Annotated in this window: 14 protein-coding genes; 6 read left to right on the forward strand and 8 right to left on the reverse strand. The window is 70.4% G+C overall.

Annotated features, from left to right (window positions below; translation table 11 throughout):
* Positions 1-216: 216 nt before the first annotated feature.
* A complete protein-coding gene (locus ACFY5B_RS12145; protein ID WP_389968047.1) occupies positions 217-1137 on the reverse strand; it encodes an alpha/beta hydrolase family protein in 921 nt (306 codons plus the stop codon).
* Positions 1138-1261: 124 nt separating this feature from the next.
* Between ACFY5B_RS12145 and ACFY5B_RS12150 the strand changes: the two genes are divergently transcribed.
* Positions 1262-1852: a TetR/AcrR family transcriptional regulator gene (locus tag ACFY5B_RS12150; protein ID WP_389968049.1), complete on the forward strand. Its 591-nt coding sequence runs from the start codon at positions 1262-1264 to the stop codon at positions 1850-1852.
* Between the two features lies 1 nt (position 1853).
* Here ACFY5B_RS12150 and ACFY5B_RS12155 read toward each other — a convergent pair whose 3' ends face one another.
* Positions 1854-3089, reverse strand: a complete 1236-nt coding sequence (locus tag ACFY5B_RS12155) for a cytochrome P450 (protein ID WP_389968051.1) — start codon at positions 3087-3089, stop codon at positions 1854-1856.
* 218 nt (positions 3090-3307) lie between these two features.
* Here ACFY5B_RS12155 and ACFY5B_RS12160 point away from each other — a divergent pair, with 218 nt between their 5' ends.
* Positions 3308-4477, forward strand: a complete 1170-nt coding sequence (locus ACFY5B_RS12160) for a steroid 3-ketoacyl-CoA thiolase (protein ID WP_389968053.1) — start codon at positions 3308-3310, stop codon at positions 4475-4477.
* Here ACFY5B_RS12160 and ACFY5B_RS12165 read toward each other — a convergent pair.
* Both ACFY5B_RS12165 and ACFY5B_RS12170 read right to left on the reverse strand, forming a co-directional pair.
* Entirely contained in the window at positions 4461-4646 is a 186-nt protein-coding gene (locus tag ACFY5B_RS12165) for a DUF397 domain-containing protein (protein ID WP_389968055.1), read from the reverse strand. The two genes, ACFY5B_RS12160 and ACFY5B_RS12165, sit on opposite strands and share 17 nt — an antisense overlap.
* Positions 4627-5454, reverse strand: a complete 828-nt coding sequence (locus tag ACFY5B_RS12170; RefSeq protein ID WP_389968057.1) for a helix-turn-helix domain-containing protein — start codon at positions 5452-5454, stop codon at positions 4627-4629. Before ACFY5B_RS12170 ends, ACFY5B_RS12165 begins: the two co-directional genes overlap by 20 nt.
* Positions 5455-5545: 91 nt before the next feature.
* Here ACFY5B_RS12170 and ACFY5B_RS12175 point away from each other — a divergent pair, with 91 nt between their 5' ends.
* Positions 5546-5941, forward strand: a complete 396-nt coding sequence (locus ACFY5B_RS12175; protein WP_389968058.1) for an ATP-binding protein — start codon at positions 5546-5548, stop codon at positions 5939-5941.
* Here ACFY5B_RS12175 and ACFY5B_RS12180 read toward each other — a convergent pair.
* Both ACFY5B_RS12180 and ACFY5B_RS12185 read right to left on the reverse strand, forming a co-directional pair.
* Positions 5938-6363: a peptidoglycan-binding protein gene (locus ACFY5B_RS12180; protein WP_389968060.1), complete on the reverse strand. Its 426-nt coding sequence runs from the start codon at positions 6361-6363 to the stop codon at positions 5938-5940. The two genes, ACFY5B_RS12175 and ACFY5B_RS12180, sit on opposite strands and share 4 nt — an antisense overlap.
* 79 nt (positions 6364-6442) lie before the next feature.
* Positions 6443-8482, reverse strand: coding sequence for a phosphatase PAP2 family protein (locus tag ACFY5B_RS12185; RefSeq protein ID WP_389968062.1), 2040 nt, complete (start codon positions 8480-8482; stop codon positions 6443-6445).
* Between the two features lie 346 nt (positions 8483-8828).
* Between ACFY5B_RS12185 and proP the strand changes: the two genes are divergently transcribed.
* Entirely contained in the window at positions 8829-10214 is a 1386-nt protein-coding gene (proP, locus tag ACFY5B_RS12190; protein WP_389968064.1) for a glycine betaine/L-proline transporter ProP, read from the forward strand.
* A gap of 89 nt (positions 10215-10303) precedes the next feature.
* Positions 10304-10975, forward strand: coding sequence for an O-methyltransferase (locus tag ACFY5B_RS12195; RefSeq protein ID WP_389968066.1), 672 nt, complete (start codon positions 10304-10306; stop codon positions 10973-10975).
* A gap of 33 nt (positions 10976-11008) precedes the next feature.
* Here ACFY5B_RS12195 and ACFY5B_RS12200 read toward each other — a convergent pair whose 3' ends face one another.
* Entirely contained in the window at positions 11009-11401 is a 393-nt protein-coding gene (locus tag ACFY5B_RS12200) for a hypothetical protein (RefSeq protein ID WP_389968068.1), read from the reverse strand.
* A gap of 96 nt (positions 11402-11497) precedes the next feature.
* On the opposite strand from ACFY5B_RS12200, the gene ACFY5B_RS12205 reads away from it, so the two are divergent.
* Entirely contained in the window at positions 11498-11905 is a 408-nt protein-coding gene (locus ACFY5B_RS12205; protein WP_389968070.1) for a DUF1992 domain-containing protein, read from the forward strand.
* Positions 11906-11930: 25 nt separating this feature from the next.
* Here the strand turns inward: ACFY5B_RS12205 and ACFY5B_RS12210 are convergent, their stop codons facing one another.
* Complete coding sequence (locus tag ACFY5B_RS12210; RefSeq protein WP_389968072.1) at positions 11931-12620, reverse strand: hypothetical protein; 690 nt, start codon at positions 12618-12620, stop codon at positions 11931-11933.
* Position 12621: the final 1 nt, after the last annotated feature.

The following is a 12621-nucleotide window of genomic DNA, read 5'->3' on the forward strand; positions in this document are numbered from 1 at the left end:
GTCACCTACGAAGCGGGGCCGTAGGGACAATCCCCGGTCACAGGACAGGCCTTCCGCGCACATGCGGCCACCCCTAGTAATCGGGTTCCTTGCGGGCATCCGGCGCGCCTGTTTGTCTGGCCAGGCCCCCAGACCCGAGCCCACCCCCCATGGACCGAAGGCGGCGGCCCCCTGATCCCCGGGGCCGTCGCCTTCGCCTCTGCCTTCCGCCTTCGTCTACTTGCTCTGGAGCTTCCCCAGCGGCTCGGGGTCCTCCTCCAGCGCGACGGCCGCCGCCTTCCAGCTGGTGTCCCCGGGGTAGAGGGCGCTGCGCAGGTACGCGGTGGTGAGGCGCTGGAGCAGCGCGACGCGTGCGGGGCTCTCGTCGGTCGTCTCAGCCACCTCGTGGCCGGGGATGCCCCCGAGCGAGTGTTCCGCCCCGAACAGCGTGAGCAGGCTCTTGTCTCCCGGACTGTAGGTGTAGGGGTCGGTGAACCAGTCCGGTCCGCGCGTGGACAGCGCGGAGTCGTCGCGGTCCCCGGCGACGACGAGCGCCGGCGTGGCCATGGTGTCGAAGGACGGCCTCATGAAGGGGAGGTGCTCGACGGCGAACGGGGTCAGGTCGTCGCCCAGGCCGGCCATGGCGAGCAGCACGCCCGCCTTGACGCGGGGGTCGGACATGTCCTCACCGGGAACGCCGTCGGAGTCGAGGACGCGCGCGCCCAGCAGCGTGCCCGCCGTCTGGGCTCCCCAGGAGTGGCCCGCCACGGCGATGCGGTCGCGGTCGAGGCGCCCGGCGAGGCCCGGCACGGAGGCCTCCAGAACGTCGAGTCCGTCCAGCACGCGCTTGAGGTCCTCGATACGGAAGCGCCAGATCCGGGGCGTCCTGGGGTCCTCCGCAGGCAGGCCCAGCATCCTGGAGTCCAGGTGGGTGGGCTGCACCACCGCGAAGCCCTGGGCGGCCCAGAAGTCCGCCAGCGGGGCGTAGCCGTTCATCGACCAGCCGAAGCCGTGCGAGAAGACGATGACGGGCAGATCGCCGCCGGTCGCGGGGGCGGACACCCGGACCTGGAGGTCCTCACCGCGGTCGGGGGCGGGCAGGACCACCGGCTTCGCGGAGATCACCATGGTCGAGTCGGGCAGGGGAGTGCCGGGCATGGGAGTGCCTTCCGTTCGGGTCTGCCATCATGAATGAAGCGGAACCTCGTTCCGATTACGATACGGAACAGCGTTCCGCTTCACAACCGACGGACCGACGGAAGACCGACGGAAGGAAGACGCGGTGCACGACAGCGGCCAGAGCGCCGGAAGCTCAGCCCGGTCCAAGCGCAAGGACGCCCGGCGCAACCAGCAGGCCCTGCTGGACGCGGCCGCCGAGGTCTTCATCAGCTCGGGCGTGGACGCGCCGGTACGTGACATCGCGGCCAGGGCGGGCGTCGGAACGGGCACGATCTACCGCCACTTCCCCACCCGGGCGGACCTCGTCATCGCCGTCTACCGGCATCAGGTCGACGCCTGCGCCGAAGCCGGCCCGGCCTTGCTGGCGGCCGGCCCGACGCCCCATGCCGCCCTGGTGCGGTGGATCGATATCTTCGTCGACTTCCTGGTCACCAAGCACGGCCTCGCCACCGCGATGCAGGGGGACAGCACCTGCTTCGGGCCGCTGCACGCCTACTTCCTCGACCGCCTCCTGCCGGTGTGCGCCCAACTGCTCGACGCCGCCGCCGAGTCCGGCGAGATCCGCTCCGACCTCGACGCCTACCAGTTCATGCGCGGCATCGGGAACCTCTGCGTCGGCGCGGACACCGACCCCCGCTACGACGCCCGCCGACTGGTGGCGCTCCTCGTCGCGGGACTACGCCGACCGCAGTGACCTACTGGGACCGAACCCGGAGTTCCTTCACCCCGTTGATCCACGCCGACCTCAACCGGCGCGGTTCCTGGACCAGTCGAAGACCCGGCATGGCGTCGGCGATCGCGTTGAAGATGAGGTTGATCTCCAGCACGGCGAGGGACTTGCCCAGGCAGTAGTGGGGGCCGCCGCCGCCGAAACCGAGGTGCGGGTTGGGATCGCGGGTGACGTCGAAGGTGTCGGGGTCGTCGAAGACCTCGGGGTCGTGATTGGCGGAGGCGTAGAACAGCCCCAGTCGGTCGCCCTCGCGGATGCGCTTGCCGCCGAGTTCGGTGTCCTGGGTGGCCGTGCGCTGGAAGGCGGCGACCGGGGTCGCCCAGCGCACGATCTCCTCCGCCGCCGTCTCCGGGCGGTCGCTCTTGTACAGCTCCCACTGTTCCGGATGGGTGAGGAAGGCGTGCATACCGTGGGTGATGGCGTTGCGGGTGGTCTCGTTGCCCGCGACGGCCAGCATCAGGACGAAGAAGCCGAACTCGTCGGAGCTGAGGTTGCCCTCGTCCTCCGCCGCGACGAGCTGCGTGACGATGTCGTGGGCCGGGCACTGCTTGCGGTCGGCGGCCATGTTCATCGCATAGGCGATGATCTCCGTGGCCGATTCGGCGCCGACCTCCTCGGTGATGGCGTACTCGGGATCGTCGTAGGCGATCATCTTGTTGGACCAGTCGAAGATCTTGTCCCGGTCCTCCTGGGGGACGCCCATCAGCTCGGCGATCGCCTGGAGGGGCAGTTCGCAGGCGACCTGGGTGACGAAGTCGAACGGCCCGGTGTGCGCGCGGGCGGAGGCGACGATGGAGTGGGCCCGGTTGCGCAGTCGCTCCTCCAGCGCCCGGATCGCCCGGGGCGTGAACCCGCGCTGCACGATCTGCCGGACCCGGGTGTGCTCCGGGGGGTCCATGTTCAGCAGGATGAGCCGCTGCGCGTCGATGGTGTCGCGCTCGATGTGCTCGTTGAAGCGGATGATCGCCGTGTTGAGGGACGACGAGAACAGCTCCGGGTGTGTGGAGACGTACTTGACGTCGGCGTGCCGGGTGACGGCCCAGTAGCCCTCGTCCTGGAAGCCGGCGAGACCGGCCGGCTGCGGCACCCAGCAGACCGGTTCGGCCCGGCGCAGCTCGGCGAACTCCGGCAGGGGCACGCGGTGGTGCAGCAGGTCGGGGTCGGTGAAGTCGAACCCGTCGGGCAGCGCGGGACAGGGCATGGGCGGCTCCCACCACTCGTTCCGACTCATCGGTCTGACGGCCCATCAGCTGTGCGGAGTTGCGGTGACGGTAGTAACGGGTTCTACAAGTGGCAAGAGGCACGGGCCCGCCAATTGCCCGCACGACTATTGCGGTCACCGAGCGGCCCTCAGCACACTGCTTGCAGAACTAGAACGCGTACTAGTTCCGCTGAGCCTCCCGGAGAGGACCCGCACCCATGGCTGCCGAACCCGTGATCGTCGAAGCCGTACGCACCCCCGTCGGCAAGCGCGGCGGCGCGCTCGCCCACCTGCACCCCGCCTACCTCCTGGGCGAGACCTACCGCGAACTCCTCGGCCGCACCGGCATTCCCGCGGACTGCGTCGAGCAGATCGTCGGCGGTACGGTCACCCACGCCGGCGAGCAGTCCATGAACCCCGCGCGCACGGCCTGGCTGACCATGGGGCTCCCGTACGAGACGGCCGCGACGACCGTCGACGCGCAGTGCGGGTCCTCCCAGCAGGCCTCGCACATGGTGGCCAACATGGTCGCGGCGGGCGTGATCGACGTCGGCATCTCCTGCGGGGTGGAGTCGATGTCCCGGGTGCCGCTGGGGTCGGGCTCCAAGCACGGGCCGGGCAAGCCGTTCCCCGACGAGTGGAACGTGGACCTCCCCAACCAGTTCGAGGCGGCCGAGCGGATCGCCCGCCACCGGGGCCTGACCCGTGAGGACGTCGACGCGCTGGGCCTCGCCTCGCAGGAACGGGCCGCCCACGCCTGGGCGGAGGAGCGTTTCAAACGAGAGACGTTCGCGGTCCAGGTCCCCACGACCGAGGAGGAGCAGCACGCCGGACAGGGCATGTGGCGCCTGGTCGACAGGGACGAGGGTCTGCGTGACACCACGGCGGAGGCGCTGGCCGCCCTGAAGCCGATCATGCCGACGGCGGTGCATACGGCGGGCAACTCGTCCCAGATCTCCGACGGGGCGGCGGCGATCATGTGGGCGTCGAAGAGGATGGCCCGGGCGTTGAAGCTGAGGCCCCGGGCCCGGATCGTGGCCCAGGCGCTGGTCGGTTCCGACCCGCACTTCCACCTCGACGGCCCCATCGACGCGACGAACGCCGTGCTGGGCAAGGCCGGGATGTCGTTGAAGGACATCGACCTCGTGGAGATCAACGAGGCGTTCGCGTCGGTGGTGCTGAGCTGGGCGCGGGTCTTCGACCAGGACCTGTCGAAGGTGAACGTCAACGGCGGCGCGATCGCGCTCGGGCACCCGGTGGGAGCGACCGGGGCCCGGCTCATCACGACGGCACTTCACGAACTGGAGCGCGCGGACAAGGAGTTCGCGCTGATCACCATGTGTGCGGGGGGCGGCTTGGCCACCGGCACGATCATTCAGCGGTTGTAGACGTCCAGTCGACGAAGGTGGTGAACGCGGCGGGGTCGAGGGTGAGGATCGGTCCCGCCGGGTTCTTGCTGTCGCGTACCGCGATGGTGGCCTCCGGGCTTTCGGCGACTTCGAGGCACTGGCCGCCCTGGTCACTGCTGTAGGACGACTTACGCCACTGCATCTCCATAGCGTTCCTCCATCGCGCGCCGGATGAGCCTTGCCGAGTCCTTGAGGGAGAGCGCGGCGGCTCGGAGATGATCGTAACGGAGCGAGCAGTTCTTCACGGTGTCCGGATTGGCCGTCGTGAGCCCGCTTCCGTAGCTCTCCGTGTAGACGATGGTGGGGTCGCTCGCAAAGTGGTAGACGTCGAATGAGCCTGTCAGGCCCGCGTGCGCCCCTACCGACAGCGGTAGCACCTGAATGTTGATCCGAGGGTTGCCCTGGAACGACAACAAGTGCGCGAGTTGCTCCCGCATCACCTCCGGACCGCCGATCTCCAGGTGCAGAGCAGCTTCACTGAGGACAGCCCAGAAGACCGGCGGCTGTGCCCGCTCGAAAACCCGCTGGCGAGCCAGACGTACTGCCGTACGGTCGTCGAGGTCCGTCTGGTCCAGCGCACCGAGCACAGCCCGCGCGTACCCCGGGGTCTGGAGGAGCCCGAGGACCATGTGCGTCTGGAAGGAGCAGACCTCCGTGGCCCGCATCTCCAGCTCGGCCACCTGCTGGAACCACGCCGGAAGCCGGCTCCGCAGCACCAGTGCCACGAGCCGGGAGAACATTCCGTCCGTCCCCAGCGCCGCGTCCGCCCGTTCGCTGAACTCCGGCGTCGGGATCTTGCGGGCCGTCTCGATCTGGCCCACCAGAGAGCCGGTGTAGTTGAGGATGTCCCCCAACTGCCGCTGCGTCAGCCCGGCCGCCTCCCTGTGCCGCCGCAGCTCATAGCCGTAGTAGTCGAGCGGGGACGCACCCGGGTCAAGGGCGTTGATGTTGGTCACGCAGAGCCCCTCTCACGCAACCCCGTCCACCACGGGACGGGTTGTATCCGTTCCGTTGCCGAGAGTAGTCACCACACGTCAGCCTCGTCTCGTGAACGAATACTTTCCCGCCCAGTACTCGATGCGCCTCACCGTCGGTGAACACGCCCCCCGGCATATCCGCCGCATCGTCCGCTCCTTCCTCGAGGAGTGGCGCATGCCCGAGCTGTCGGACGCCGTGGAGCTGGGTGTGACCGAGCTGCTCGCCAACGTCGTACGGCACGTCCCGGACCGGCGCTGCGCGCTGCTGTTGCTGCGGCAGCGTACGGGCGTACGGGTGGAGGTCACGGACGGCAGCGATGAACTGCCCCGCACCCCGGAGGCGTTGGACGCACAGGCCGAGAACGGCCGTGGGCTCCTCCTGCTCGACGCGATGACCGACAAGTGGGGCGTGTCGCTGTGGTCCGGGGGCGGGAAGACCGTGTGGTTCGAATGCGGGGCCCGCTAGCAGAACGGGGCGCCCGGCGCGTTGGCCCAGAAGGAGAGGAACGACCAGGTCTGCGCTCCGATGCGACCGTCCACGACGATGCCGGCGCACTGCTGGAAGGCCCTGGTCGCGGACTGCGTGATCTGGCCGAAGTCCCCGTCCTGGTCGAGGCGCGCATCGATCGCCTGGTTCAGGTAGCACTGGGCTTGCTGGACCGCCGCCCCGGACGATCCGAGACGAAGGCTCGGGCGGTTGTCGGTGAAGTCGCAGACGTCGTCCGGCCCCTGGGCCACGAGGATTGTTGGACCGTTCAACTTGTCTGCGGCGGGGGCCTGTTCCACCACGGCGGTCGAAGAGGTTCCCTGTGATGCCGCTACCGCCGGTGCTCCCGCGAGGGAGACCGGGAGAGCCAGCGCCGCTACGGCGATGAGCACACGTCGCATGCCGTTCACCTCCAGAGAGGGTGCTCTTCCTCTCATCGTGCGCGGCCCTCACCGGGGTTGCATCTCGGGCGTCAACTCGTCACCCGCGTACCGGCTTTCGGGCCGGTGTGCGTTCGTGCCCGGCCGCCGCGGCGGTGGCGGCCCGGGGGCCGGACAGCAGGTACGTGAGTCCGAACCCCGCCGCCACCACCACCGCTCCCCCGGCCGCGTCCAGCACCCAGTGGTTGCCGGTCGCCACGATCGAGACTCCGGTGAGCAGCGGATGCAGCAGGCCCAGCGCCTTCATCCACCACCGTGACGCCAGCACGGCGATGATGACACCGCACCACAGCGACCAGCCGAAGTGCAGGGAGGGCATGGCCGCGTACTGGTTGGTCAGGTGCGTGAGCGTGCCGTAGTCGGGCCGGGAGAAATCCTGAGTGCCGTGCACGGTGTCGATGAAGCCGAGCGTCGGCATCAGACGGGGCGGGGCGAGGGGGTAGAGCCAGAAGCCCGCCAGTGCGAGCAGCGTGGCGAAACCGAGGGCGGAGCGGGCCCAGCGGTAGTCGCCGGGGCGGCGCGAGTAGAGGACCGCGAGGACGGCCAGGGGGACCACGAAGTGGAGCGACGTGTAGTAGAAGTCGAGGAAGTCCCGCAGCCAGCCGATCGCGACGACGGTGTGGTTGAGCCAGTGCTCGACGTCGAGGCGCAGGGTGCGCTCGAGGTCGTAGATCTGCATGCCGTGTTCCTCGGCATCGGCGCGCCCGGCCGAGTTGCTGCCGCCGGTGGCGGCGAGACGCACCTGGGAGTAGGCGGCGTAGGTGACGCGCAGGAGGAGCAGTTCGAGCAGGAGGTTGGGCCGGCTGAGGACCCGGCGCAGGAACGGCGTCAGCGGCACGTGCCGGAAGCGGGCCGGGGTGGTGGGCGCGTAGGCGGGCGGTGCCGGTGACCGGTAGGCGGGCGAGGAGCGGGACAGGAACGGCACGGCGGTGGCGGCGGCCAGGGCGGCCAGCAGAACGACGTTGTCACGCAGCGGCCGCAGGAGCGCCATGTCCGGCAGCAGCATCCGTGCCGGCAGGGTCATGACCAGGACGACGGTGACCGGCCAGACGTAGCGGTCCGAGGCGCGGGTGCCGACCCGGCCGACGATCGCGAGCAGCACCCACAGCAGCTGGTGCTGCCAGGCCGTGGGCGAGACGACGATCGCGGCACAGCCGGTGATGGCGACGGCGAGCAGCAGTCGGCCGTCCCGGAAGCAGCGCACGGCCCGGCGCAGGGCGAGGACGGTGACGGCCGCGCCGAGCGTCAGGAAGAGCGCGATCTCCACGGGGCCGTCCAGGCCGAGCCGGAGCAGGGCGCCGTGCAGGGACTGGTTGGCGAGGTCGTCGGCCCGGCCGCCGAGACCGGCGCCCGCCAGGTGGTGGACCCAGTACCGGGAGGAGTCGTGCGGCATCGCCGCCCAGGCGAGCCCGGTGCAGGCGGCGAAGGTGCCGCCGGTGGCGAGCGCGGCGCGTCTGCGGCCGGTGCACCACAGCAGGGGCGTGAACAGCAGCAGCGTGGGCTGGAGCGCCGCCGCGACGCCGATCAGCAGGCCGCTGGTTCGCTGGCCGTGGACGGTGAAGCAGCCCAGCAGGACGAGCAGGACCGGGATGATGCTGGTCTGTCCGAGCGACAGGGTGTCGCGGACGGGCAGGGACAGCATCAGCAGGCTGACGGCGACCGGCGCGGCCAGCAGAGCCGTGCGGCGGCTGACCGGCGGGGGCAGGGCGCGGGCGGCGATCAGGCCGAGGGCGACCACGAGCAGCAGCGTGCCGAAGGTCCAGCCCCAGCCGAGGGCCTGTTCGGCCGAACGGGTGAGGGGTTTGAGGGCGAGGCCCCCGAAGGGCGTGCCCGTGAAGCGGGTGGAGTCGTAGAGCGAGCCGTTCACATGGAGCACGCCGTTCGGGCCCACCCAGGTCTCCAGGTCCGTCAGCCGCTCACCGCGCGGGGTGGCGAGGACCGCGGCCACCTGCCGGGCCGCGAGGACGGCGGCGATCAGCCACAGGCCGAGGCGGGCGGCGCGCAGACGTGTGCGGACCCCGCCGACGGCCGTCGCTCCGAAGCCCTCCGCCGGTCGTCCGCCGTGATCCGCCTTCGCCACGCCTCATCGGCCTTCCGCAGCAGTTCATCCCACATGTCCAGAATGCGGGGAATCTCCTGCGAACCCTATGGGGATCGCGCGACCCCGGGAAAGAAGGCGCGGGCAACCACGCACTAGTTGGCGATTGCACACCGGGAAGCGAGAAGGATCACATGAAGATCATGCGGGAACCGCTCCGGAGGGGGCAGAAGCACCTGTACAGCGACGGTTTACGTGCAGCGTGCAACGACTTCCGTACGACCCGTGAGCAGAGCAAATCCGCCTATCGTCGCTCATTCGGCCCGTACGACAGCGCCGCCGCGCGGGACCGCGTCCCTGTCCCCGTCGAAAGGTAGGCGAGCGAGCCTTGTCGACTGCCTCAGTCGTCGCCCCCGCTTCTCTCGTGAAGAACCGCAAAGCGAAGACCCCCGACCCCACCGTCACCGACCCCGCGCTCGTGAAGCGCGCCGTGAAGGCGGCCGCTCTGGGCAACGCGATGGAGTGGTTCGACTTCGGCGTCTACAGCTACATCGCCGTCACGCTGGGCAAGGTCTTCTTCCCCTCCGGCAACCCCACCGCACAGCTGCTCTCCACGTTCGGCGCCTTCGCCGCGGCCTTCCTGGTCCGCCCCCTCGGCGGCATGGTCTTCGGCCCGCTCGGCGACCGCGTGGGCCGCCAGAAGGTCCTCGCCCTCACCATGATCATGATGGCGGCGGGCACCTTCGCGATCGGTCTGATCCCGTCGTACGCGACGATCGGTGTCGGCGCGCCGATCCTGCTCCTGGTCGCCCGCCTCGTGCAGGGCTTCTCCACCGGCGGTGAGTACGCGGGCGCCTCCACGTTCATCGCCGAATACGCCCCCGACAAGCGGCGCGGCTTCCTCGGCAGCTGGCTGGAGTTCGGCACGCTCGCCGGCTACATCGGCGGCGCCGGTCTGGTCACGATCATGACCGCCCTGCTCTCCGCCGACGACCTGACTTCCTGGGGCTGGCGCATCCCGTTCCTGATCGCGGGCCCGATGGGCATCATCGGCCTGTACCTGCGGCTGCGCCTGGAGGAGACCCCGGCCTTCGCGGCCGAGGCGGAGAAGGCCGAGAACAACCGCCCGAAGACCCCTCTGCGCGAGATGGTCACCGGCCAGTGGCGCGCGCTGCTGCTCTGCATCGGCCTGGTGCTGGTCTTCAACGTCACCGACTACATGCTGCTGTCCTACATGCCGAGCTACCTGACCGGTCAGCTCCACTACGACGAGACGCACGGTCTGCTGGTCGTCCTCGGTGTGATGGCCGTGATGATGATCGTCCAGCCGTTCGCCGGCGCCCTGACCGACCGCGTCGGCCGCCGCCCGGTGATCGCCACCGGCTGTGCGGGCTTCCTGCTGCTGTCCGTCCCGGCCCTGCTGCTGATCCGCCAGGGCAGCCTGCTCGCGGTCGCGCTCGGCATGGGCGCCCTCGGCCTGCTGCTGGTCTGCTTCACGGCGTCGATGCCCTCCGCGCTGCCGGCGCTGTTCCCGACGAAGGTCCGCTACGGCTCGCTGTCGATCGGCTTCAACGTCTCGGTGTCCCTGTTCGGCGGCACGACCCCGCTCGTGGTCACGGCCCTGATCGGCGCGACCGGGAACATGATGATGCCCGCGTACTACATGATGGCCGCGGCCGTGATCGGCGGTTTCGCGGTGTGGCGCATGGCGGAGTCGGCGGGGCGTCCGCTGCCCGGCTCGGCGCCCTCGGTGGCGGGCCGACACGCCGAGTGAAATCCCGCTGACAGCGACCCGCGTACGAACTATCTTCGTCAGCGCCAGTAGTTAGGAATGCTAACTATGCTGACGAAAGGTAGAGGTGCATGAGCGAGTCGCACGTCTGGGACGAGGTCGACGCCTACTTCACCGCCCACCTCGCCCCGGACGACGAAGCCCTGGCGGCCGCCCTGCGCGACAGCGACGCCGCCGGGCTTCCGCACATCAACGTCGCCGCGAACCAGGGCAAGCTCCTCCAGCTCCTCGCCCAGATCCAGGGCGCCCGGCACATCCTGGAGATCGGCACGCTCGGCGGCTACAGCACCATCTGGCTGGGCCGAGCCCTGCCCGCCGACGGGCGGCTGGTCTCCCTGGAGTACGACCCCCGGCACGCCGAGGTCGCCGTCCGCAACATCGCCCGCGCGGGCCTGGAAAAAGTCGTCGAGGTACGGGTGGGCCCGGCCCTGGAGTCGCTGCCCAAGCTGGCCGACGAGAACCCGCCCCCGTTCGACCTGGTCTTCATCGACGCCGACAAGGCCAACAACCCGCACTACGTGGAGTGGGCGGTCAGACTCACCAGCACGGGCAGCCTGATCGTCCTCGACAACGTCGTGAGGGGCGGCCGGGTCATCGACGCGGACAGCACCGCCCCGGACGTGACGGGCACCCGCACGGCGATCGAGCTGATCGCCGGCCACCCGCGGCTGAGCGGCACCGCGATCCAGACGGTGGGGATGAAAGGCTACGACGGGTTCGCGCTGGCCCGCGTGCTGGCGTGAGGCCGCGCCCTCACACGGCGTGCGGGCCCGCCGTCAGACCTCGTGGTAGAAGCCCACGTTGACGCTGCGCGGGGCGGTGCGGTCCTGGACGATGAGCTCGCCGCTGCCGCCCCGGGGCAGTGGGACGGTGCCGCCGTAGGTCAGGGGCTGGGCGTACTCCCCCATCATCAGCCGTACCTCGGAGGACGGGTCGGGCTGGGAGCCTCGCAGCCAGGTGACCTGCCAGGTGCCCTCCGGCCCGCACAGGAACTCCAGGTGGACACGGGAGACGAACAGCCAGTCGTCCGGCGTGCTCAGCCGGCACACGGACTTGTCGCGGCCCACCCGCAGCACCGCGCCCGGCTCGCTCGGCGCTTCGGCCATGAGCATGCCGGCCGTGGCGCCCGCCTCGGCCTCCGCGACGGTGGCCATGGTGAGTTCGAGCACGTGCGCTCCTCCTGAGACGTCCTGGTGGGTCGACCAGGTTCTTGACCCGCCGCATGATAAAATGCCCGGCCACGCGGTGTCCGGCACAATGGACTCATGACCGAGCGAAAGCCACCGGGCGTCGATTTCGAGTCCTGGGTCGACAAGCAGATCCGTGACGCGGAGACGCGCGGGGAGTTCGACCGGCTGCCGGGCGCGGGCGAACCGCTCCCCCGCGAGATCGAGAGCACCTACGACGAACTGTGGTGGGTCAAGCGGAAGATGGCCCGCGAGGGCTTCTCCGTCCTGCCGCCGGCGCTGGCCCTGCGCAAGGAGGCGGAGGACGCGCTGGAGGCCGCGCTCGCGGCCCCCTCGGAGCGGATCGTGCGGAAGATCGTCGACGAGGTCAACGTCAAGATCCGCGACATGATGTTCAAGCCGCCGCCCGGCCCCCCGCTGGGAAAGAAGCCGTACGACGTCGAGGACGTCGTACGGCAGTGGCGGGAGCGCCGGGCGGACCGGTGAGGTGACCTGGGGGATCTCCCCCGGCTCACACGTGCAGCAGCCTCTCGGCCAGTTCGCGGTAGTCCTTCAGGGCCAGCCGGAGCTGCTCGGTGTCGGCCGACGAGACGGACCTGCTCTCGCCGCCCTCGACGGTCTGCCAGGAGTGGCGCAGGGTGCGGCGGCGCTGCGTCACGGCCTCGGTGAAGCGGGCCGCGATCTCCTCCAGCACGTGGTCGGCCTCCTCGACGGCGGCCCTGGGCCCGTCGACGAACCCGGCGACGGCGTGCTGCAGCTGCGAGCCGAGCTTGTCGCACTCCTCGTGGGCGAGGAGATGGGCCCGGTTCTTGGCGGAGCCGACCTTGTCGGGGCCGGTGCCGTGGTCGCCGCGGGCGTCGGTGCCGTGCGGGTCGGTGCCGGTCCGGTCGAGGCCGTTCCGGTCGGTGCCGTGCGGGTCGGTGCCGGTCCGGTCGAGGCCGTTCCGGTCGGTGCCGTGCGGGTCGGTGCCGGGCAGGTCCGTGCCGTGTGCCGCGGCGCGGTCCGCGTCGGTGCCGTGCGTGGCGCCGCGGTCCGTTTCTAGGTCACGGCCCGCGCCGCGGTCCGGTTCCAGGTCCCGGGCCGTCTCGCGGCGGTCCGTGCCCGGTGCGGTCGGGCGGTGGCCGGTGCCCAGGGCGCTCTCGCCGCGGGCGTCCGGGGCGGTCGGCGTCTGGTCGCCGGGCGGTCGGGTCATGTCGGTCATT

The sequence above is a fragment of the Streptomyces sp. NPDC013187 genome (genome assembly GCF_042899705.1).
GTDB lineage: Bacteria > Actinomycetota > Actinomycetes > Streptomycetales > Streptomycetaceae > Streptomyces > Streptomyces hawaiiensis_A.

Coding starts and splice junctions, on each gene's coding strand:
- ACFY5B_RS12165 (WP_389968055.1), bottom strand. CDS start 4,646: ATGGAGATGCAGTGGCGTAAGTCGTCCTACAGCAGTGACCAGGGCGGC.
- ACFY5B_RS12210 (WP_389968072.1), bottom strand. CDS start 12,620: ATGACCGACATGACCCGACCGCCCGGCGACCAGACGCCGACCGCCCCG.
- ACFY5B_RS12205 (WP_389968070.1), top strand. CDS start 11,498: ATGACCGAGCGAAAGCCACCGGGCGTCGATTTCGAGTCCTGGGTCGAC.
- ACFY5B_RS12195 (WP_389968066.1), top strand. CDS start 10,304: ATGAGCGAGTCGCACGTCTGGGACGAGGTCGACGCCTACTTCACCGCC.
- ACFY5B_RS12160 (WP_389968053.1), top strand. CDS start 3,308: ATGGCTGCCGAACCCGTGATCGTCGAAGCCGTACGCACCCCCGTCGGC.
- ACFY5B_RS12145 (WP_389968047.1), bottom strand. CDS start 1,137: ATGCCCGGCACTCCCCTGCCCGACTCGACCATGGTGATCTCCGCGAAG.
- ACFY5B_RS12180 (WP_389968060.1), bottom strand. CDS start 6,363: ATGCGACGTGTGCTCATCGCCGTAGCGGCGCTGGCTCTCCCGGTCTCC.
- ACFY5B_RS12155 (WP_389968051.1), bottom strand. CDS start 3,089: ATGCCCTGTCCCGCGCTGCCCGACGGGTTCGACTTCACCGACCCCGAC.